The sequence below is a fragment of the Microbacterium oxydans genome (assembly GCF_006540085.1).
Lineage (GTDB): Bacteria > Actinomycetota > Actinomycetes > Actinomycetales > Microbacteriaceae > Microbacterium > Microbacterium oxydans.
The window spans coordinates 22,701-44,249 of sequence record NZ_BJOG01000010.1 but is presented as its reverse complement, the minus strand read 5'-3'; the positions used below and the strand labels follow the sequence as shown (position 1 = coordinate 44,249).

Genomic DNA, 21,549 nt, shown 5'->3' with positions numbered 1-21,549 from the left:
CGCAGCACCGCTCTACGCTGGGGTGCATGCTGCTGCGCCTCTCGAACACGCCCCGTGACTACGCCTGGGGATCGGACTCGCTTCTCGCCGGACTCGAGGGGCGTACGCCCACCGGTGCGCCGGAGGCCGAGGTGTGGTTCGGGGACCATCCCGGCGACCCCGCCGATGTCGCGGGCGGCGGCACACTCGACCAGATCACCGGGGGCACGCTCCCGTACCTGCTCAAGCTGCTCGCCGCGGGGAGCCCGCTCTCGATCCAGGTGCACCCGACGATCGATCAGGCCAAGGCAGGATGGGAGCGCGAGAGCGATCTCGCCGCGGACGACCCTCGGCGCAACTATCGCGACGCCAACCACAAGCCGGAACTCCTCGTCGCACTCAGCGAGCGCTTCGAGTCCCTGAGTGGACTGCGTCCCGTTCCCCGGACGCTCGCGTTGCTCGGCGCTCTCGAGGACAGCCACGGCGTCCGGGAGCTCCGGACGCGCCTGAGCGCGGAAGGCGACGTCCTGCGCGACGTGATCGCCTGGCTGCTCGGTGGCGGTGCACGCGCTGAGGTCGACGACATCATCGCCGCGGTCGTCGCTGCCTCCACCCGCGAAGACGCAGGGGAGTGGAGCACGACTCTGCAGGCGATAGCGAGCGTGGCGCAGACGTACCCTGGCGACCCCGGCGTCGTGGTGGCGCTGCTCATGAACCACGTCGTCCTCGAGCGGGGCGAGGGGATCTTCCTCCGTGCCGGCCTCCTCCATGCCTACCTCTCCGGTCTCGGCGTGGAGATCATGGCGGCGAGCGACAACGTGCTCCGCGGCGGACTCACTCCCAAGCGCATCGACGTCCCCGAGCTTCTCGCGATCCTCGACACCTCCCCCGGAGAAGTGCCGGTGCTGCGGGCGCGGGCTGAGGGTCCCGTCACGCCGTATCCCGTTCCGGTGCCCGACTTCGCCCTCGAACGGGTCGTCGTCGACGGCGACCCGCTCACGATCGGGCTCTCCGGGCCCACGATGGTCCTCGCGACGGCCGGTGAGGTGACGGTGACCTCTTCACAGGGCGAGGCGCTCACACTCGCGGTCGGGACCGTCGCCTTCGCGGACTCCGCCGAGGAGGGGATCACCCTCACGGGTGCTGGTGAGGCGTTCGTTGCCGGACCCGGACGCTGACACGGGCTCATCGGACGCGATCCGACACGCCGGTGACAGGTCAAGAACCTTAAAGAGCTCCTTGAGGGTTTACGATCCGCGACTTGACCGGAGCGAATGACACGGGTGTAATTAGTCATGCGCACGGCCCGCCGGGGGGCGGAGACAGGGTTGGAGATCGAGATGACGGGATACCGTTCAGACGTACCGGAGAACTGGTTCGTCGATCCGATCAACCTCGGTGTTCCCGGGGTTCGACGCGCGGACACTGCAGAGGACGACAATGCCCTCGCCTGGCAGAGCGACGCGCTCTGCTCGCAGACGGACCCCGAGGCGTTCTTCCCTGAGAAGGGCGGCTCGACCAGGGACGCCAAGCGGATCTGCACCTCGTGCGACGTCCGTGGCGAATGCCTCGAATACGCTCTCAACAACGACGAGCGATTCGGCATCTGGGGCGGGCTCTCCGAGCGCGAGCGTCGCAAGCTCAAGCGCCGCGCCAGCTGAGTCGTCCATCGCTCCCGGAGCGAGAACCGCAGGGATGCATGGCTTCGCGGGCGCGCCGCGTCCAGTACGCAGACGTCGGGGGTCGCGCGCATAGGCTGACGACGTCATGCCAGCCCGAGTTCACGCCATCATCGTCGCGCGCACTGGATCGTCCTCCCGAGCGCAACTGCTCCGCACTCTCGACGCCCTCCGCGCTCAGACCACTCCCGCCGCCGCTGTAACGCTCGTCGTGTGCGGCGACGCATCGTCAGTGCGCGAGAGCGAGGCCGTCGCGAGCACCGTCGAGGGGATCATCGAGGCGCGCGCCACCACCTCCTTCGCCGAGGCCGTCGAGCTCGCGAGGCCCCGAGTCGCGGAAGGCTCGGCGATCTGGCTGCTCGCTCAGGACACCACGCCACACCCGCGGGCACTCGAGCGCCTGAGCGGGATGCTGGAGCGCTCGCCCTCCGCCGCGATCATCGCTCCCAAGCTCGTGGCCTCGGACAACGACCGCGAGATCGTATCGCTCGGCGTCAGCATGACCGCTCTCGGACGCTCGGTCGAACTCGCGGCCGGTGAACTCGACCAGGGACAGCACGACCGCTCGGACGACGCACTCGGTGCGGACGTGCGAGGTCTCCTCATCCGTGGCGAGGTCCGCGATGCCCTGCGGCCGGATCCCGCGCTCGCCGGCGCAGACGAGGGCCTCGACCTCGGAGTCCGCGCGCGCTTGGGCGGAGGGCGCGTCGTGCTCGCTCCAGGCGCGCGCGTCTCCGTATCCCCCGATGGTCCTGCCGCGCTGCCGTCCGGCCGATTCCGGCGCGCCTTCGTCACCCGACTGGCCCAGCTCCATCGGCGCCTGGCTTATGCGCCTGCCGCAGCCGTACCTCTGCACTGGCTCAGCCTGCTGCCCCTCGCGCTGTGGCGCTCGATCACCGATCTCGTCGCGAAGCGCCCGGAAGCCGTGCTTCCCGAATGGGGTGCCGCGCTCACGGCGATGTCTCGGTTCGGCGCCGTCGTGCGCTCGCGCGCAGCGATTCGTGCGTTCCGCACCTCCAGCTGGGCCAGCATCGCGCCGCTGCGAGTGACGTCTTCGGAGTTGCGGCGACGGCTGGACGACGGCCACGGGAGCGAGGGCGGTGCGGTCAGCGAACTGCGCTTCTTCTCGGGGGGCGGCGCCTGGGCCGTGCTCGCAGCGCTGGTGGTCAGCATCGCCTCCTTCACGAGCCTGCTGGCATGGCCGACGCTGGGGGGAGGGGCACTGCTGCCCCTCCGACAGACCGTGGGTGCGCTGTGGAGCGACGCCGCGTGGGGGATGCGGGACGTCGCCCTCGACCTGGTCGGCCCTGCCGACCCCTTCGCGTCGGTCGTGGCGGTGCTGGGCTCGCTCTGGCCGGCCGGCCCATCGTTCTCGGTGGTTCTGCTGTGGATCCTCGCGCTCCCGCTCGCCGTGCTCGGCGGCTGGTTCGCCGCGACGCGGGTGACCGACCGTGAGGGCCTGCGCATCTTCGCGGGAGTCGCGTGGGCTCTCGCCCCGACCTTCCTCACCGCGCTCGTCGACGGGCGCCCGACTGCGGTCCTGGTACACCTCCTGCTCCCGTGGCTCTTCCACAGCGCGGTGGTCGCGCATCGCTCCTGGGGTGCCGCGGGAAGCGCCTCGCTGCTCCTCGCCGCGGTCGTCGCCTGCGCTCCCTCGCTCGCCCCCGCCCTCGCACTGCTGTGGGTCGTCGCACTCGGCATCGTGCTGGGAACCGCGCAGTTCCGCGGCGCGGGCCGGTTGCTGTGGCTGCCGGTGCCCACGATCGTCCTCTTCGCGCCGCTCGTGTTCTGGCAGATCGCACACGGCACGCCGTTGGCACTGCTGGCCGATCCCGGATTCATCTGGGCGGGCCCGCAGGTCGCCGCCGACGCCGCAGGGCGTCTCGCGCTCGCCGGCGGCTTCCCGACGCCGGCGCTGGCCGGATGGATGGAGATCGTCCCGCCGTCGATCGCCGTATGGGCTCCGTTGCTCTGCGCCCCCATCGCCGTGCTCGCGCTCGGAGCAGCGGTCGCGCCGCGCTGGCGTGCGGGGATCACACTGCTCGTCGTCGCTGCATCCGGCCTCGCGACGGCCTTCCTCGCTGTCGGCGTCACCGTGAGCTTTGCGCAGGGAACTCCGGTCGCGATCTGGCCGGGGGCAGGGCTCAGCCTGGCTTGGATCGGCGTGGTCGGTGCCGCGGTCGTCACCCTGGACACCGCTCTCACCATGCCGCGGCTGCGGGTCTCCGCCGCGGTGGTCGCAGCGGCGGCACTGGCGGCATGCGCGGTGCCCGCGCTCAGTGCGCAGCACACCGACCGTTCGGTCCTGACCAACGGGCCGGATTCGACGCTGCCGGCATACGTGGCAGCACAGGCGGCCGGTGATCGCTCGATCGCCACTCTCGTGCTGACCCCCCAGAACGACGGCGGCCTCGCCGCTGAGGTGACGTGGGGCGCGAGCGAGACCCTCGGTTCGCAGTCGACCTTGACCTCCACCGCCGTCGAGCCACAGGGCGCCGACATCTCGACGCTGGCCGTGGACCTCCTCTCCGCGCGCGACTTCGACGCGCCGGGTGCCCTCGCGGAGACGGGGATCAGCTACGTGCTCGTCGCCCAGGTCCAGGGAGAGGGCGACAAAGCGAGGGCTCTGCGCACCGAGGCCGTCGCAGCGATCGACCAGCGTGCCGGCCTGGTGCACGCGGGGACCACCGACCGTGGAGTGCTCTGGCGGCTGGAGGCCGAACCTGCCGAGCAGCCCTCCCTCACCTCCGCCCAGCAGGGCACGGCACGACTCGTGATCACCCTGCAGCTGCTGGCGGTGTTCGCCGCCCTCCTGCTGTCGATCCCGACGAGGGCATCGCGCCGCGCCGCACGCTCCCGCTCCCGGATCGTCGGTCGTGTGCCGGACGAGCCGATCGTCCTGCCGAGGCACAGGGAGGACGCTGACCTCATCGACGAAGCTCCGGTGGGGACGATCGAGGACCCGCAGGACGAGCCCGCACTGAACGAGGATGCCCTCGCGCCGATCGCCCAGCCGACCAGCGACGAGCCGTCTTCGTCTGGCGCAGAAGCGTCGACGGACCGCGGTGAACGACGCCCGACCTCTACCGAGGAGGACCGATGAGCAGTGGCAACCGCGCATTCCGAGTCGCCGCGACCGGTGCCAGGGTCATCACGGGCGTGGCGGTCATCGCCGCGTGCGTGATCGGTGTCGCGACGGCGGTGCACGCCCCGTGGCCTGTCGTCGCGCACGATCCGGCACAGGTCGAGGTCACACCGGTCCCCGGTGACAGCATCCTCGTCTGCAACGGTGACCTCCGTGCACTCGGGCGCGACGCCGCGGCCCCGCTGGACATGCTCCCCGCAGCCTCCCCGTCCCTGACGACAGGAGGTACCGCGGGAGCTCCGGAAGCGGATCGGCTCGCGGTGACGGATCTGCCGGAGGCCGAGGGACCGGAACGGCTCACAGGGCGGGTCGACGGGCGCACGGCACCGCTGATCGCCGGAGCGGAGTCGATCACGATCGCGGCCGACGACCTCGCGGGATACGCCGCCCTGCCGTGTGGTCAGCCGCGATTGGAGTCGTGGCTCGTCGGAGGAAGCATCGACACCGGGACGGAGGACATCGTGACGCTGACGAATGCGGCCGATGTCCCGTCCACGGTCACGCTGTCGGTGTACGGACCCGCGCGGAGCACGCGGACGGTGATCGTCCCCGCGCGCTCGCAGACGGCCCTTCCCCTCACCTCATTCACCACCGGCAACGACGTGCCCGTGGTGAAGGTGAGCGCGGTGGGAGCGCCGGTGCGCGCAGCCCTCCAGTCATCGCTGGTGCGGGTTCTCGATCCCGCGGGCATCGACCTGCAGGACTCGGTCCCCGGGGCGCAGCAGAGGCTCGTGTTCACCGGGGTGGAGGCGTTCCCGGCCAGCGGCGACGACTCCGAGATGACTGTTCTTCGCGTTCTGTCGCCGGGCGTCGGCGCTCGCGTCCAGGTCAAGGTCCACGCCGAGGGGGAGGCGGGTCTGGCCGATGAGTTCACCGTCCCGCTCGAAGCCGATCTCCCGTCCCAGGTGTCCCTGTCCGGTCTCGAGCCGGGTCGGTACACGGTCGAGGTGGAAGCGGACGTGCCGCTCATCGCCGCCGTCCGACAGCAGGACGGATTCGGGCTCGACTCGGACTTCGCCTGGGTGATGCCGGCTCCTGAGGTCGATGTCGATGTGGTGTTCGCCGTGCCGTCCGGTCCGGCGGCCAGACTGCAGCTCGCCAACACATCCGACGCTGACGCCACCGTCACACTCGAACCCGTGGACGGGGGGCAAGCGCAGGAGATCGTCGTCCCGGCAGGCGAGACCGCCGGGGTCGCCGTCGCGGGGCGTACGACCTATCGGATGCAGACGACGGCGCCCGTGCACGCTGCGGTGGCGCTCACGGCTCCCGGCGCCATCGCGGTGATGCCCATCCAGACGAGCGCCGGCGGAGAGAAGCCGATCACGGTCTATCCCTGAGCGGCGCACCGCGTTCGGGCCGACATGCCGGCAACGACTGTCGTGGCGTCAGTCGTGGTGTCAGTGGTCGTGGCCGAGGTCCCACGGCTCGCGGCCGACGTACTCGGCCGCTGCCCGGAAGACCGCGCTCTCGATGGCCATGCGCCGGTGCGCGGCATCGTCGTGCCCAGGGGGCAGGAGCCGTTCGATGGGGAGTCGGAACAGCACGATGCGCCGGTTCTCGCGGTCGAGATACCACCGGGGCACTTCGTCGGTCGCGTCGAACCCCGGGATCGCGCCGATCTCGAACCGGACGTCCTGCAGTTCGGGCCAGGTACCGCGGAGGAACTCGACGGCCGTGCCGACCGTGAGGTCGAACCGGTCGATGCGTCCGTCGAGAGGAGCCAACGGCGGACGCACGACCTCGCTGCGGCCCAGGCGACCATGTCGCCCATGCCGCGCACCGCGCCGAGGAGCGGCGGTGGCGGGGGTGGCGCGTCGACGAGGCATGACGAAAGTCTAGGCGGTGGCGGCTCGCCCGGCGCGGCATCCGTCGCCGCGTCGGAGTGCGCCGTACGCTGGCGGAGATGGACGGACGACTGTGCTCGAAGGTCGGCTGCGCGCGAGAGGCCGTGGCCACCCTCACCTACGACTACGGCGATCAGATGGCGGCCCTCGGCCCGCTCGGCGCTGCGAACGATCCTCAGGCGCATGATCTGTGCTCGCCCCACGCCGACCGGCTCTCGGTGCCCGCCGGGTGGCTCGTCGTCCGTCACGAAGCACTGCGCGCCTGACACCGGTGGATCGACACGCGGTCACAGCCGAGCGCTGAATTCCGAAGTCTGGATACGCTGACCGCAGGCGTGCCAGGGCGGCGCGGCCGGAAAGGCACTCGTGATCGTCTGGCGTCGCTGGATCTTCCCCCTGCTTCTCGTCGTGGTCTTCGGCGCGTGCGCCGCGGCTCTCGTCAAGATCGCGTTCTTCCCCGACCGCGCGGAGAGCGTCGTCAGTCCGGAGGCCGGGATCACGGATCCCGTCGTGGCTGTCGAGCGCGGTTCGGTCGTGAACGCGCTGAGCCTGAGCGGGAACGTGGCGCGCGACGACGACTTCGCCGTCCGGGGTGAGCTCAACGGCACCGTCCTCGCCGTGCACGTGGGGGAGGGGGCGACCGTGACCGCGGGGCAGAAGCTGTACACCGTGCGTCAGGAGGAGCCGCGCAAGGACATCGACGTTCTCGCGCCCGAAGCCGGCGACGTGTCGGAGTTCGCCGTCGTCAAGGGCCAGGCAACCACGGTCGGCACCGAGACGTACAAGCTCACGCCAGCGCGCTACCACCTGCTCGCCACCGTCGACCCCGTGCAGCTGTACCGGCTCGTCAATGCTCCCACCGAGGCCACGGTCACCATCACGGGCGGCCCTGCCCCGTTCGCGTGCACCGGTGTGGGAGTCCAGGTGACGGCGGAGGGCACCGCGAATGTGCGCTGCGCGATCCCGGTCGACCAGACGGTCTTCGCAGGTCTCCCCGCGAAGATCGACCTCGCTCTCGGCCAGGTGGATGACGCGCTGGTGATCCCGGTCACCGCCGTCCAGGGCGGTGCGGGGTCGGGGAAGGTCTGGGTCGACGCCGGTGACGGCTCCGACCCCGAGGAGCGGGCGGTGACTCTCGGCGTCAACGACGGCGTCATGGTCGAGGTGACGGAGGGTCTGGCGGAGGGCGACAGCATCCGTCAGTTCGTGCCCGGCTTCGTCGCGCCGGTCGAGGAGTTCTGCTACGAGGTCTCCCCGGGAGTGGAGCAGTGCGACACCGGGACCAGCTGGTGAGCCTGGTCGCGCTCGACGACGTCTCCAAGAGCGTCCTGCTCGCCGACGACTCGCGCCTGGAGATCCTTCGGGGCGTCACCCTCGAGGTCGGAGCGGGGGACCACGTCTCCATCGTGGGCCGCTCGGGGTCGGGGAAATCGACGCTGCTCAACATCCTGGGGATGTTGGATGCGCCCACCTCCGGCTCCGTCGCGTTCGAAGGTCGGGAGGTGCGCCGGATGCGCTCCGGTCGCCTCGACCGCCTTCGCGGCGACAACGTCGGCTTCGTGTTCCAGCAGTTCAACCTTCTGCCGGGGCGTACGGCGATCGACAACGTGATGATGCCGCTCGGCCACGCGAAGGGGCGGATGTTCTGGAACCGTCGCCAGATCGCGGCCGACATGCTCGAGCGCGTCGGGCTGGGGCATCGCGTCGACCAGATCGCCGACAAGCTCTCCGGCGGTGAGCAGCAGCGTGTCGCCATCGCGCGGGCTCTCGTCCGCAGACCGGTCCTGATCCTCGCGGACGAGCCCACCGGAGCCCTCGATATCGACACCGGGGCATCGGTCATGTCGCTGCTCGACGAAGTGGCGACGGAGACCGACGCGGCACTGGTCACCATCACGCACGATCTCCATGTCGCTGCGCGGGCGCGTCGCCACTACCGACTCGACGCCGGACGCCTGGAGATCGCCGACCTCAGCCGCGCCTTCGAGGCGTCGACCCTCGCCGCCCCCGTGCCCTCCGCCGCACCGGAGGTGGTCGCATGACCGGTTTCCTCGGCGCCCTCTCCGACGCCTGGGCCGAGATCCGTGTGCACAAACTGCGCGTGCTGCTCAGCCTCATCGGGATCGCCGTGTCCGTGGGCGCGCTCACCGCGGTCGTCGCGATCTCCGAGTACCAGCGACAGTTCCAAGCCGAGCAGTCCGACCGGTGGGGCGGACGAGCGGCCACCGTCGTCGTCGCGGTCAACAGCGACGACGGCACGCCCGTCGACGCCGACGAGTTCGATGCCCGCTTCGACCGCGTGTCCGAGCGCTTCGGGTTCAGCCACACGGCGCGCATCTCCCAGGGCGTGATGCTCGACGTCCAGCTCCCCGACGGGATCGTGCAGGTTCCGGCCCGCGTCATGGATCCCGCGTTCTCGCAGATCCATCGCGAGCGCCTCCTGGAAGGGCGGTGGTTCCTCGAATCCGACAGCGAGGCGATGGCCCCGCCCGTCGTCATCACGGAGCCCCTGTGGGACCGGCTGGGGCGTGTGCCGTTGTCGCAGCACCCGACCGTGACGCTCGGCGGCCCGGCCGGCGGGACGTACCAGGTGATCGGCATCACTCCGCGCCAGGGCATGGGCGACGAGGAGATGCGCGTCGATGTGCTGTACGACTCCTACCGTGCCCGCGTGGATGCGCTCCCGACCGATGCGTGGACGCAGTACGAGATCTGGATGGGGACCGGCCAGGTGGATCGGATCGCCCCGGTGCTCGCGATGGACCTGAGGGCGGGGCTGCCCGAGGGCCAGACGGTGTCGGTGAGCAGGTCCGACTGGGCTGCGCAGCCGGGGGCTCTGGATGCGCAGGCGACGTTCGAGATGGTCACCGGTGGTATCGCGGCCCTGATCCTCGCCCTCGGGGCGCTCAGCCTGATCAACATCCAGCTCGTGGCGATGCGTCAACGCGTTCGGGAGATCGGGGTCAGGCGCGCTTTCGGTGCCAGCTCGGGGCGGGTCTTCTTCGCGGTGTTCCTGGAGAGCCTCGTGGCCACCACGGTCGCGGGAGTGATCGGGATCGCGATCGTCGTCGCGGTGCTGCGCTCGGAGTGGATCATCACGTCGATGTTCTACGGGATCCAGGACATCCCGCCCTTCCCGATGCGCGCGGCGCTCATCGGCCTCCTCGCGTCGGTCATCGTCGGTGCGGTGTCCGGGTTCATCCCCGCGCTGGTCGCTCTCCGTGTCAAGGTGATCGACGCGATCCGCTTCTGACGCACGCGTGAAGGTGCGGAGGACGCCGCGGTGACCGGCGCCGTTCAGACGCCGACGCGCCGCCCGGTGAGCCGTTCGGCGCGACGGTCGGAGTTCTCCAGTGCCCGGCGTTCGCGTTCCCGGCGCAGGACGGTGATACCGATCAGCGCCTGCTCCGGCGGAGCCGGAGGCAGCGGCGAGACGAAGGGGGTCGCCTCGGTCAGCAGATCGAGCGCGACACGTGCCCGTGCCGCAGGAATCATGCGGGGGGCGCTCTGCAGGAACTGGGAGATGCGCCGCGCGAGCCGGTCGGGGAGCCGAGCGACGTCGGCGATCTGGGCCCAGCCGCCCAACGACGGAGGAAGCACGGGTACGTGCGCGACGAGAGCGGGGGTGCGCACGCGCTGACTGTAGGTGCCGGCGACCAGGTCGCCCAGGCGCTGCGACCGCGCGTTGAACGCGCCGGTGAGCACCGCCACACCGCCGAAGGTCATGTAGATCTCCAGCACGCCGAGGAGGGCGCGGATGAAGGCGTGTCGGAACCCCGCGGCGCCTCCGTCCACGCGCACGATGCGCCCGCCGACCGCGAGCTTGCCGAGGCTGCGTCCCTTCAGGGCGACCTCCATCGTGATCGGCAGCACCACGAAGCTCACCACGAAGGCCGAGACCACGGCGATCCGATCCGTCGTCTCGTCGAGCACGCCGGCGTCGAGCAGCCAGATGCGCAGGAAGATCCACAGGAGGAACACGGCGTATCCGAGGAGCATGTCGATCGCGGCGCCGAGCGCTCGGAGCAGGAAGCCGATGGGCTGCACGTCGATCGCCACGGCCTCGCCGGAGAGCACCTCGTTTGCAGCATCGATCGGGGTGGACATGAGTACAGTAAATCAGGTGGATGCCGATGCGCTGACAGATGCACGCCGCGCCGAATGGGAGCGGCTGGACCAACTCAGTCGCGCCCGTCTCGACGGGGACGGGGTCGACGAGCTCATCGTCCGATACCGCGCCGCCTCCGCCGACCTGGCTGAGCTCAAGACCTCAGTCGGCGATTCGCCGCAGGGTGCCTACCTGTCGACCATCCTGGTCCGTGCACGCCTGCGTCTGACCGGTGCATCGGACAGCATCCTCACGCAGACCGGACGCTTCTTCCGTCTGCAGCTTCCCGCTGCGCTGTATCGCCTGCGTTGGACGACCCTGGTCATCGCGATCTCCTTCATCGCGGTCGCCGTCGGCACCGCGGCCTGGATCGCGAGCGATCCCGCGCTCGTGGCGACTCTGGGCTCGCCGTCGGCACTCGAGCAGTATGCGGACGAGAGCTTCACGGGCTACTACACCGAGAACCCCGCTGCCGTGTTCATGGGCATGGTCTGGACGAACAACGCCTGGATCGCGATGCAGTGCGTGCTCTTCGGCGTCACGGGGATCTGGCCGGTCTACATGCTCGTGCAGAACGCGATGGGTCTCGGGACCACCGGCGCGGTGATGGCCGTCCACGACAAGGCCGACCTGATGGTGCTGTACATCCTTCCGCACGGGATGCTCGAGATGACCTGTATCTTCGTGGCGGCCGCCGCAGGTCTGCACGTGTTCTGGGCCTGGGTGGCGCCGGGGCGACGCACGCGAGGTGAAGCGCTCGCCGAGCAGGGCCGAGCGCTCGCGACCGTGGCGATCGGTCTGGTCTTCGCCCTGTTCCTCGCGGGGCTCGTCGAAGGTTTCGTCACCGGTTGGGCACTGCCGTGGCCGGTCAAGATCGGTATCGGAGGCGCGGCACTCGCCGTGTTCCTGATCTACATGCTCGTCATCGGCGGGCGCGCGCACCGCCAGGGTGAGACGGGAGACCTCGTCGAGTACGAAGCGGGTACGCCGCGTCTGGTGGCGGGCTGACAGACGGTGAGCCGCCACATCTCATCGTGGGCGGGGGTTCAGAGCCGACCAGCCGCTTTCAGCTCCAGATAGCGGTCGGCGATCCGGGGAGGAAGCTCCTCCGGATCGGCGGCGATCGCCTCTCCGCCCGCCCTGCGGATCGCATCGGCGACGTTCTCCGCATCGCGGAGGGTCCTCTCGGCCGCTGCTGCGAGGTACACGTCCTCCCGGGAGTCGCGTCGGCGCGCGAGCGCGGAGATGCCGTCATCGGTCACGGAGCCGACCAGCACGGTGGTCGCGCGTGACGCGTTCGGGAAGGCGCCGAGGAATCCGCGCGCCGACTCGGCGGCATCCTGCGCGGTCAGAGCCACGATGAGCGAGGGGCGTGTGGTGAGCGTGCGGACGGCGGTGAACGCGCCGTGCCAGTCCGTGTCGACCAGCCGAGCGTGCACCGGAGCCATGGCGTCGGTGAGTGCCGGCAGCAGCGCGGCGCCGTCGACGCCCGTTACCCGCGCGCGGACCACCCTGTCGTACATCAGGAGGTGCACATGATCGCCCGCGCGGGAGGCGAGTGCCGCCAGCAGCAGCGCGGCCTCCAGTGAGGCATCAACACGGGTGCCGTCCCCGACACGTGCGGCAGCCGTGCGTCCCGTGTCGATGATGATGACGACGTGGCGATCCCGCTCCGGGCGCCAGGTCCGCAGCATGGTGGTCCCGGCGCGAGCCGTCGCCCTCCAATCGATCGAACGCACGTCGTCTCCGCGCACGTACTCCCGCAAGGAGTCGAACTCGGTGCCCTGACCGCGCACCTGGATGCTCGTGTTGCCGTCCAGCTCGCGCAGCCGGGCGAGTCGCGACGGAAGATGCTTGCGGGAGGAGAACGCCGGGAGCACTCTGATCGCCCCGCGGACGACGTGCCGGGCCTGTCGACCGGCGATGCCGAGGGGCCCGCGCGAACGCAGCATCACGAACTCGCTCACGAGTTCTCCGCGGCGGCGGGGGAGGAGCGGAATGGCGACCCGGCCGCGTTCGCCAGGAGCGATGTGCAGACGCTGCCGGTCGAGCGGAGCGCCCGCTGTCGGCTGCCATGCGTCGCGGAGCGTCGCGTTCAGTGCCCTGCTGCCGTGGTTGTGCACCGCGACGCTCACCGGGACCGGCTCGCCGAGCCGCGCGCGTGCGGGCAGCCGGCGGCTCACGGTGACGGAGCGAGGACTCGCGGCGAGGGCGACGTCGACGGCGACGAGCAGCAGGCACAGAGCGATCCAGGCACCGAGCACCGCGTACGCCGGATAGCCCGCGAGCCCGGCGATGACGAGCGGGACGATACCGACGGCGATGGCGACGGCGAGGCGACCGGTGATGAACACCTAGATCGGCACCCTGGTCTGCTGCACCACCGAGGTCAGCACCGCATCGGCGGATACGCCTTCCATCTGCGCATCGGGGCGCAGCTGGAGACGATGGCGCCACACCGGGACCAGCATCGTCTGCACATGATCGGGCGTGACCGCCGAAGACGCGTTGAGCCAGGCCCAGGCCTTCGCTGCGGCGAGCAGTCCGGTGGAGGCGCGGGGGCTGGCACCGAGCTCGACCGAGGGCGACTGGCGGGTCGCTCGGGCGAGATCGACGACGTAGCCGAGGACGTCGTCGGTCACCTCGACCGCGGCAGCAGCGTGCTGCGCCGCTCGGATCTCCTCGGCGGTGACCACCGCCTCCACTCCGGTGAGCTCTCTGGGGGAGAAGCCCGAGGCGTGCCGACGCAGCACCGAGACCTCCGCGTCGCGCTCCGGCATCCCGACGACGAGCTTCATCAGGAAGCGATCCAGCTGTGCTTCCGGCAGCGAGTAGGTGCCCTCGTGCTCGATCGGGTTCTGGGTCGCTGCGACGAGGAACGGGTCGGGGAGGGGGCGACTGACCCCGTCCGCCGACACCTGGCGCTCCTCCATGGCTTCGAGGAGTGCAGCCTGGGTCTTCGGCGGCGTGCGGTTGATCTCGTCCGCCAGCAGGATGTTGGTGAACACGGGACCGGCTCGGAAGTCGAACTCGCCGGTACGTGCGTCGTAGACGAGGGAGCCGGTCACGTCGCCGGGCATCAGGTCCGGAGTGAACTGCACGCGCTTGGTGTCGAGGCCGAGTGCCCGCGCGAAGGAGCGCACGACCAGCGTCTTCGCGACACCGGGCACACCCTCGAGCAGCACATGTCCGCGAGCGAGCAAGGAGACGAGCAAACCGGTGACGGTGCCGGCCTGGCCGACCACGGCCTTGTCGACTTCCGTGCGCACCCGGTGCATGGCCTGACGCAGCGTGGCGTCATCGGTGGGATGGTTCTCAGCGGTCACGTGTTTCCCTCTGCTTCTCGGGGATGGGCGGTCGTGTCGGTGCGGGCGGTCTCGTCCACCGCCGTCTCGAGCTGGTCGAGGCGTCTGGCGAGTTCGATCAGGGCGGCGTCGTCCTCGGGCGGGGGCCCGGCCAGCAGTACCTGGAGCGTGCCGCGCGGGACCCGCAGCCGATCCGATGCCGCGTCGGCGACCTCATCCGCGTCGGCGTGGACGGCGAGTCCGAGCCGACGGGCGAGACGTCGCCGAGTGCCGTCGCGGAGCGCCTGCGCGGCGTGTGCGGAGTCCGCGGCTCTGGCCGTGAGACGTGCGCGTCCCTGCATCGTCTCCGAGGCTCGCACGGTGACCGGCAGCGTCTCGGCGACGAGGGGACCGAACCGCTGGCCGCGCCAGATCGCCGTCGCGACCCCCACCGCGATCAGCAGCAGGATGGCGGGCGTCACCCACGGGGGCGTGAGGCTGCCCAGCGTGTCGACCGGCTCGGCTTCGATGTCGGAGTCCGCGAAGCTGGGGACATACCAGACGACGCGGTCGGTCTGACCGAGCAGGGCGAGTCCGAGGGCCGCATTCCCGTTCTCGGCGAGGTAGGCGTTGCCGAAGAGCCTCGATCCCTCCACCACGGTGCGCTGAGGACTGGTGCGACGATCGACGAGGACGGCTGCGCCCTCGGAATCCCCGAAGCAGGCCTGCACGCCGTCAGCGGCGGCGAAGAGACGGTCGGCGCGGATCGTGCCGACCTTCGCGAACTCCGCGACATCGCACTCCGCGCTCACGGCCGACGATGTGCCCGGCGCGTTGTCGCCGATGCGGAGCTCGTTCAGCAGATGCGTGCTCGTGGACAGGAACACCACGCGCTCCGCGGGTTCGGTGAGCGTCGCGAGTGCTTCGTCGGTGAGCGTGTAGGGGTTGGCCATGACCAGTGTGGTGTCGGCGTCGATCGCCGCGCGGGCCTCGACTCGTGACCGATGGACGTCGACCTCGACGCCCTGATCGCGCAGGATGTTCGCGAGCGCGAGTGCGCCGGCATCGTCGCGGGCCTCGGGGTCGAGGGCGCCGCGCGCACCGGGTGCCGTCGCGGCTACGCGAAGACCCACCACCGTGACGATCAGCACGAGCGCCGCGACGATGGCCCAGCCGATGATGGACTTCGCGCGACTCGGGCGGCGTTCGGCGGTGGAGAGCGGTTCGGCGTCGGAGGCGGCGGGGAGCAGGGGCGTGCGCTCGCTGTCTGTGATGCTCACGCCGGCACCACTTCCAGGCGGCGTCCGCGGATCCGATCGTCGGTGTCGACGAGATCCCGATACGCCTCCGCCGTCGCGTGATGTCCGAGATAGCGGACATCGTCGAAGGTGAGGGCGGCGCGTCGCATCGCCTCGGCCTCGTCCGAGAACACCGTGCTGGCCTCGCGGGCGATCCCCTGCGCGGTCGCGCCGGGTGCCGGATCGATCAGATCGCGTTCCCGCAGGCTGCGGGCGATGGCGCGATAGCGCAGGACGGTCGCGGAGTCCCAGTCGCCTTCGCGTGCGGCGCGCTCGGCATCCGATCTCAGCTGTGCTGCGGTGCGGTCGTCCGCCGCACCGAGGAGGTCTCCGTGCGCCCGCCTGATCGACCTCGAACTGCGCGGCCGTCCCCAGATGATGAGGGCGGCGATCAGAGCAGCCGCGATGATGACGCTGACGATGATGAGGGCGGACGGACCGACGTTCGCGCCGTTGTCCGAGCTGAACAGATCGGCGAGGAAGCGGCCGATGTCGCGGGCCACCAGATCGAACCAGGTGGGCTTCGCGTCCGCGTAGCGCGGGTTGGAGAGCTCTTCCTCCGCCCAGCGTCGAGCCTCGTCGCCATCGGGCACGAAGAGATCGTCGAAGCGTCGGATCATGCGGCGCCGTCGGAGCCGGGTGCTGTCCAGCCGCTGTCGGCCGGAGCGTCTCCGGGGGCGGGCACCGCGGGTGGCGGCGGCGGGAATGCTCCTGCCGCCGGCTGCATCGGCTGCGTCGGGTGTGCCGGCTGCGTCGGGTATCCCTGCGTCGGGTACGGAGGCGTCGGATAGGGCGTCGCCGGAGACGGAGGGTATGCGTATCCCTGGGACATCATCACGTGTTCCGGAACCTGGCGGGGCGGAGGAGCCGATGTCACCGCGCGTGAGGGATCGACGCGGAACGGATCCTCCTGCTGCTCATCGGTCCATCCGAGGTCGCGGCGCTCCACATAGGCGATCAACGTCTGATCCAGGCCCTCGTAGCGCATCCGGCAGTCCAGGTAGACGAGCGCGGCTCCGGTGCTCTGCACCACGAGCGTGATCGCCTGGATGACCAGGAGCAGGATCTGGGGAGCGATCAGGGTCACGACGAATGCCACGACAGCGCTCGGATCCGCTGCGCCGGTGGGGGCGACGACGGAGCCGAGGAGCGATCCCAGCAACGTCGCCGGCACGCTCACCACCTGCGCCGCGATGCCCATGATCGCGCTGATCAGGAATGTCACGCCGAACGCGACCCAGAACCGCCCGCGGGTGAGCCGCCAGGAGCGGACGAAGGCGTCACGGAAACGGGCACGCTCCAGGACCAGGATCGACGGCACGAGCAGCAGCTTCGTGGTGAGCCACACCGCGAGGGGGATGCAGGCGAGCACGATCAGGATCACCACGAGCACGACGACGCCGACCATCTCCATGCTCCCCCCGAGGCCTCCGGCGACGAAGCCCGCGATGATGACGGCGGCGATGATGAAGAGACCGAACACGGCGGCGACCGAGAGAGAGGCGAAACCGGCGAGTCTCCAGAAGGCGGGCGCCATCCGCCGCCACAGCATCCGCAGCGTGGCCTTCACACCGATCGCGGCGTACCCGATCTCCGCGGCGACGACCCCCTGCATCATGGCCGTGAAGGCGATCGAGGCGACACCGACGGCCAGTCCGGCGATGACGTTCACCGCGATGGTGCCCGCCATCACCGCCTCGAAGTCCGGAGAAGAGGGGGAGACGGTCTCCAGGCGGCTGAACGTGGTGAAGAGGACCACGCCCATCACCACAGCGGTGACGACGACCACGATGAGCTGGATGACGACGGCGAACCCGAAGAGCACCTTGGGGTTGTGTCGCAGTGCCGCGAAGGCCTTCCCCAGCAGCATCCCGAACGACAGCGGGTGAAGAGGGATGATGCCCTTCTTCGGGGCAGGCGTCCACGTCTGTCCGGTCACAGGCACTCCCTCTCCATCGTGCGCCTCCATCGTGTCATATCCCCTGCACGGAGCGCAGACCTGGGATCGCTGGGACTCGGTGCCATAAGGTAACTCTTATGACCTCACGTATTCTCGTGGTCGACGACGACACAGCGCTCGCCGAGATGATCGGGATCGTGCTTCGGACCGAAGGCTTCGAGCCGGTTTTCTGCGCCGACGGCGCGCGCGCCGTCGATGAGTGGCGAGCCCAGCGGCCCGATCTCGTGCTGCTCGATCTGATGCTTCCCGGCATGGACGGGATCGAGATCTGCACGCGCATCCGTGCGGAGTCCGGCGTGCCGATCATCATGCTCACCGCTCGCAGCGACACGGCCGACGTCGTCCGAGGACTGGAGGTCGGTGCGGACGACTACATGGTCAAGCCGTTCAACCCGAAGGAACTCGTCGCGCGCATCCGCACCCGTCTCCGTCCGACGCCGCAGACCACCAGCGAGCAGCTTCGCGTCGGTGATCTCACCGTCGACGTCGATGCGCACGAGGTCCGTCGCGGCTCCGAGCCGATCGCGCTCACACCGCTGGAGTTCCAGCTTCTCGTCGCGCTCGCTTCCAAGCCGCAGCAGGTGTTCTCCCGGGAGATGCTCCTGGAGCAGGTGTGGGGGTACCACTACAAGGCCGACACCCGGCTGGTGAACGTCCATGTCCAGCGCCTGCGCGCCAAGGTCGAGCTCGACCCCGACAACCCGAAGATCGTCATGACGGTGCGTGGAGTGGGCTATCGCGCCGGGAGCGTCGGCTAGGCGCACGATGGCCGCGACGACAGCGACCACCACGACGGTCGCTGTCCTGCGCGACTGGCGCGGTTGGCCGACGATGCTCGGAGTCCTGTGGCGCCGCTCGCTGCGTTTCCGTACGCTGTCGATCACACTGCTGGCGACCTCGCTCGCGATCTTCATCACGTGCGTCACGATGGCGCTCGTGATCCAGAATGATCTCTTCATCTCGCGCAAGGACGTCGCACTCGAGGATTCCCGCCGCGCGGTCGACCAGGCCCAGGGGATCCTGGATGTGGCGGAGGTGGGCGACGACTCCGCGGCTCTCACCGAACTGTGGAACAGTGTGCAGTCGAATCTCACCCGCACGTCGAGCACGGATCAGCTCGCCGGTTTCAAGGTCGACGATGCCAAGGGCGTGCGGCTGAACGGGTTCGAGGCCGGACTGAGCCGGAGTCTGCTGAGCCCCGAGCTCCAGGCGCGTGTCATCGAGTTCGACGACCGTCAGGCCTGGCAGTCGGTGGCTCTGCCGGCCGCCGACGGTGGCGAAGTGCCGGGCATCATCGTCGGGCAGCAGCTGCAGGTCCCGGAGGCAGGGGCTTTCGCGATCTACTTCGCCTACGACCTCGGCGATGCCGACCAGACCCTCGTCTTCGTGCAGCGGACGCTGTGGATCGCGGGAATCGGCTTGGTGGCGATCGTCGCCGCCATCTCCTGGATCGTCCTCCGTGCCGTGTCGACCCCGATCGTGCAGGCGGCCGAGACGAGTGCGCGGTTGGCGGCAGGTGATCTCGGTGTGCGTCTCGAGGTACACGGGGAGGACGAGCTCGCCACGCTCGGGCGCTCGTTCAACGCGATGGCCGACAGCATCGAATCCCAGATCAAGGAGCTCGGCGAACTCTCGATGGTGCAGCAGCGATTCGTGTCCGATGTCTCTCATGAGCTGCGCACGCCGCTCACCACTATCCGTCTCGCCGCCGACATGCTCAATGATCAGCGCGAGGAGTTCGACCCCACCACCGCCCGCACGGCCGAACTGCTGCACGCCCAGGTGCAGCGCTTCGAGACGCTGCTGTCCGACCTTCTCGAGATCAGTCGGTACGACGCGGGATCGGTGCAGCTGGAACTGGAGGCGACGAGCCTCACCCACCTCGCCGAGGACATCATCGAGCAGATGCGTCCTCTCGCCGAGGGGCACGGCACCGAGCTGAGGCTCGTGGCGCCTGGGGGATACTCCCCGGTGGACATGGACCCGCGGCGCGTGCGGCGTGTCCTGCGCAACCTGATCGGAAACGCGATCGAGCACGGAGAAGGTCGTCCGGTGGTCGTCACCATCGACAGCAATCAGCACGCGGTGGCCGCCGGAGTGCGGGATTTCGGGCTCGGGATGGATCCGGCGGATGCGGAGCGGGTGTTCGACCGGTTCTGGCGTGCCGACCCCTCACGCCAGCGGACGATCGGAGGCACGGGGCTGGGGCTCTCCATCGCCCTGGGAGATGCGACGCTGCACGGCGGCACGCTCGATGTGTGGTCGGAGCTGGGCGTCGGCACCAACTTCGTCCTGACGATTCCTCGACACGAGGGGGTCCTGGACGGTCCGAGCCCTATCCCCGTGGAGCCGCAGGAGCCGTTCGCGGAGATCGGGGACGCGACCCAGCCGATCTCGCTGACCGATGCGCCGGCCGGCATGTTCGATGAGGAGGATCGGCCGTGACCGAGCACCGAGGTAAGCGAAGGCTGCGGGGACTCGCGCTGGTGCTCGTCGCCCTGCTGCTTCCCGCCTGCGCCGGGTTGCCGACCAGCGGCGACGTCGCCGTCGGCCTCAAGCTCGGCGAATCCCCACAGGACATCGACATCCTTCCCGTGGCCTCCGGGCCGATCACGGGCGCAGGGCCGGAGGAGATCGTCGACGGCTTCCTCGAAGCCGGCATCACGACCACCGACAACTGGGACACCGCGCGCGACTTCCTCGCGCCATCGCTGCAGCGGAGCTGGAGCCCCTCCGCCGGCGTGTCGATCGACATCGGCCCCGACACCAGGACCGTCACGTCCTCGGTCCCGGATGACGAGGTCGAGGACGCGGACACGGCGGAGGTCCAGGTGACGCTGGACCTCGTCGCGAGTGTCGACGACTCCGGCGGATACGCCGAGGCCGTCGGCTCGTCCGCGGTGGCGTTCACCGTGCAGCGCATGGAGAACGGCGAATGGCGCATCACGCAGGCGCCCGACGGCGTCGTGATCGACGAGACGCGATTCACGAAGGTCTTCGAGGGGTATCCGCTGCAGTATTTCGACCTCGGCTGGTCGCGCCTGGTGCCCGACATGCGCTGGTTCCCGCGGCGGCAGAGCCCCGCGACGACGGTGACACGGGCGCTCATCGGCGGTGCCCCCAGCGAATGGCTCGACCCGGCAGTGCAGAACGCCTTCCCCGCCGACGTGCAGCTGGCGCAGGATGCGGTGCCGATCGTCGGACAGGTGGCTGACGTCGCACTCACGCGCCCGGCCAGCGGACTGGATGCCACGACGCTGTCGCGCATGCGCACGCAGCTCCAGGCTACCCTCAGGGCCTCCGGCGTCGCCGTCACGCAGGTGCGATTCACGGTGGACGGGAGAGACCTGGACGCGGGGCAGGCCGAGGTCAAGGAGCCCTCCACCGAGATCGGCACACTCGTGCTGCAGAACGGCGCGTTCGGGCGCATCGTCGGGGACGAGATCTCGCCGCTCGACGGGATCAGCGCGGAGATCACATCGATCCCGCAGCCGATCGTCTCGATCGATGTGGCCGCCGACGACACCCACGCCGCCACCAGACTCGCCGACCAGCACGTCTACCTCGTCGGCGCGGGGAGCCTCGACGAGCTCGACGCCCGCCCCGGGCTCATCAATCCCTCGCTCGATCCCTACGGCTACACCTGGTCGGTGCCCACGGGTTCCCCCGCGTCCCTGCAGGCGTCGGGAAGCGACGCCGTAGCCCATCCGATCGCGAAGGCGTGGCCGAGCGCGTCGGGGATCTCGCATCTGAGGGTCTCGGCGGATGGCGCGAGGGTGGCAGCCGTCGTGACCGTCGGCAAGCAGATGTGGGTCGTCGTCGCGGCGGTCGTCCGGGACTCGGCCGGTGTTCCGATCGAACTCGGAGAGGTCAAGCAGCTGACGCAGCTCGCCGACCCGGCGACAGGCCTGGTGTGGCTCGGACTCGACCGGGTGGGGGTGCTCGCCGATCCGAGCAGCCCGCGACTGATCACCCAGATGGTCGGGGGGCCGGGGGCGACGGAGGCCGCACCGAACAATGCCGTCTCGATCGCCGGGGCGCGCACGGCGTCCGGTGTGCGCATCCTCGGGGCGAACGGTGAGCTGTTCGCCCACGCGGGGTCGGCATGGCGGGAAGTCGCCTCCGGCGTCGCGGTGCTCGCCACGCGCGTCGGGGAGTGACTCTCCCTGCACGCGAGAGCGATGTGCTGCTCTTCGCCCGCACATCCTGAGATCCTGGGAGGGGCAGACCGCCAGACCGCAGAATCGTC

At 69.9% G+C, this 21,549-nt stretch carries 19 protein-coding genes; 12 read left to right on the top strand and 7 right to left on the bottom strand.

What is annotated here, in order from left to right:
* The first annotated feature begins 26 nt into the window (after positions 1-26).
* The 4 genes from manA (at position 27) to MOX01_RS18030 (ending at position 6,143) form a co-directional block, all read left to right on the top strand.
* Positions 27-1,157: a mannose-6-phosphate isomerase, class I gene (manA, locus tag MOX01_RS18045; protein WP_141370928.1), complete on the top strand. Its 1,131-nt coding sequence runs from the start codon at positions 27-29 to the stop codon at positions 1,155-1,157.
* Positions 1,158-1,319: 162 nt separating this feature from the next.
* The gene (locus MOX01_RS18040; protein WP_082682698.1) at positions 1,320-1,640 is read left to right on the top strand and encodes a WhiB family transcriptional regulator; all 321 of its coding nucleotides are present in this window, start codon (positions 1,320-1,322) and stop codon (positions 1,638-1,640) included.
* Positions 1,641-1,746: 106 nt separating this feature from the next.
* A complete protein-coding gene (locus MOX01_RS18035; protein ID WP_141370926.1) occupies positions 1,747-4,761 on the top strand; it encodes a glycosyltransferase in 3,015 nt (1,004 codons plus the stop codon).
* Complete coding sequence (locus MOX01_RS18030; protein ID WP_061017860.1) at positions 4,758-6,143, top strand: DUF5719 family protein; 1,386 nt, start codon at positions 4,758-4,760, stop codon at positions 6,141-6,143. The genes MOX01_RS18035 and MOX01_RS18030 overlap by 4 nt, the downstream gene beginning before the upstream one ends.
* A 60-nt stretch (positions 6,144-6,203) precedes the next feature.
* Here MOX01_RS18030 and MOX01_RS18025 read toward each other — a convergent pair whose 3' ends face one another.
* Entirely contained in the window at positions 6,204-6,632 is a 429-nt protein-coding gene (locus tag MOX01_RS18025) for a hypothetical protein (protein WP_227750927.1), read from the bottom strand.
* A 77-nt stretch (positions 6,633-6,709) separates the two neighbouring features.
* Between MOX01_RS18025 and MOX01_RS18020 the strand changes: the two genes are divergently transcribed.
* From MOX01_RS18020 to MOX01_RS18005, 4 genes are all read left to right on the top strand, one after another.
* A complete protein-coding gene (locus MOX01_RS18020) occupies positions 6,710-6,916 on the top strand; it encodes a DUF3499 family protein (protein WP_021199833.1) in 207 nt (68 codons plus the stop codon).
* A 100-nt stretch (positions 6,917-7,016) separates the two neighbouring features.
* Positions 7,017-7,943 carry an efflux RND transporter periplasmic adaptor subunit gene (locus MOX01_RS18015; RefSeq protein WP_061017858.1) on the top strand — a complete coding sequence of 309 codons (927 nt, stop codon included), beginning with the start codon at positions 7,017-7,019 and terminating at the stop codon, positions 7,941-7,943.
* Positions 7,919-8,692: an ABC transporter ATP-binding protein gene (locus MOX01_RS18010; protein WP_197077719.1), complete on the top strand. Its 774-nt coding sequence runs from the start codon at positions 7,919-7,921 to the stop codon at positions 8,690-8,692. Before MOX01_RS18015 ends, MOX01_RS18010 begins: the two co-directional genes overlap by 25 nt.
* A complete protein-coding gene (locus MOX01_RS18005) occupies positions 8,689-9,903 on the top strand; it encodes an ABC transporter permease (RefSeq protein WP_141370924.1) in 1,215 nt (404 codons plus the stop codon). Before MOX01_RS18010 ends, MOX01_RS18005 begins: the two co-directional genes overlap by 4 nt.
* Before the next feature lie 44 nt (positions 9,904-9,947).
* Here MOX01_RS18005 and MOX01_RS18000 read toward each other — a convergent pair whose 3' ends face one another.
* Entirely contained in the window at positions 9,948-10,757 is an 810-nt protein-coding gene (locus tag MOX01_RS18000; protein ID WP_141370922.1) for an RDD family protein, read from the bottom strand.
* A gap of 16 nt (positions 10,758-10,773) precedes the next feature.
* Here MOX01_RS18000 and MOX01_RS17995 point away from each other — a divergent pair, with 16 nt between their 5' ends.
* The gene (locus tag MOX01_RS17995; protein WP_046749496.1) at positions 10,774-11,766 is read left to right on the top strand and encodes a stage II sporulation protein M; all 993 of its coding nucleotides are present in this window, start codon (positions 10,774-10,776) and stop codon (positions 11,764-11,766) included.
* 38 nt (positions 11,767-11,804) lie between these two features.
* Here the strand turns inward: MOX01_RS17995 and MOX01_RS17990 are convergent, their stop codons facing one another.
* From MOX01_RS17990 to MOX01_RS17970, 5 genes are read right to left on the bottom strand one after another with little or no spacing between them, the layout of a single operon-like run.
* A complete protein-coding gene (locus MOX01_RS17990; RefSeq protein WP_141370920.1) occupies positions 11,805-13,112 on the bottom strand; it encodes a DUF58 domain-containing protein in 1,308 nt (435 codons plus the stop codon).
* Positions 13,113-14,036: an AAA family ATPase gene (locus MOX01_RS17985; RefSeq protein ID WP_218867656.1), complete on the bottom strand. Its 924-nt coding sequence runs from the start codon at positions 14,034-14,036 to the stop codon at positions 13,113-13,115.
* A gap of 44 nt (positions 14,037-14,080) precedes the next feature.
* Complete coding sequence (locus MOX01_RS17980; RefSeq protein WP_141370918.1) at positions 14,081-15,322, bottom strand: DUF4350 domain-containing protein; 1,242 nt, start codon at positions 15,320-15,322, stop codon at positions 14,081-14,083.
* Positions 15,319-15,960 (bottom strand): DUF4129 domain-containing protein, encoded by a 642-nt coding sequence (locus MOX01_RS17975; protein ID WP_058632639.1) that lies wholly within the window; start codon positions 15,958-15,960, stop codon positions 15,319-15,321. Before MOX01_RS17975 ends, MOX01_RS17980 begins: the two co-directional genes overlap by 4 nt.
* Positions 15,957-17,279, bottom strand: a complete 1,323-nt coding sequence (locus MOX01_RS17970) for a glycerophosphoryl diester phosphodiesterase membrane domain-containing protein (RefSeq protein WP_141370916.1) — start codon at positions 17,277-17,279, stop codon at positions 15,957-15,959. Before MOX01_RS17970 ends, MOX01_RS17975 begins: the two co-directional genes overlap by 4 nt.
* A 98-nt stretch (positions 17,280-17,377) precedes the next feature.
* On the opposite strand from MOX01_RS17970, the gene mtrA reads away from it, so the two are divergent.
* Genes mtrA through MOX01_RS17955 form a run of 3 tightly spaced genes read left to right on the top strand, consistent with a single transcriptional unit; the run spans position 17,378 to position 21,460 of the window.
* Complete coding sequence (gene mtrA, locus MOX01_RS17965; protein WP_046749491.1) at positions 17,378-18,058, top strand: MtrAB system response regulator MtrA; 681 nt, start codon at positions 17,378-17,380, stop codon at positions 18,056-18,058.
* Positions 18,059-18,065: 7 nt separating this feature from the next.
* Positions 18,066-19,745 (top strand): MtrAB system histidine kinase MtrB, encoded by a 1,680-nt coding sequence (gene mtrB / locus MOX01_RS17960; protein WP_058632640.1) that lies wholly within the window; start codon positions 18,066-18,068, stop codon positions 19,743-19,745.
* Positions 19,742-21,460, top strand: a complete 1,719-nt coding sequence (locus MOX01_RS17955) for an LpqB family beta-propeller domain-containing protein (protein WP_230977853.1) — start codon at positions 19,742-19,744, stop codon at positions 21,458-21,460. The genes mtrB and MOX01_RS17955 overlap by 4 nt, the downstream gene beginning before the upstream one ends.
* The last annotated feature ends 89 nt before the right edge of the window (positions 21,461-21,549 follow it).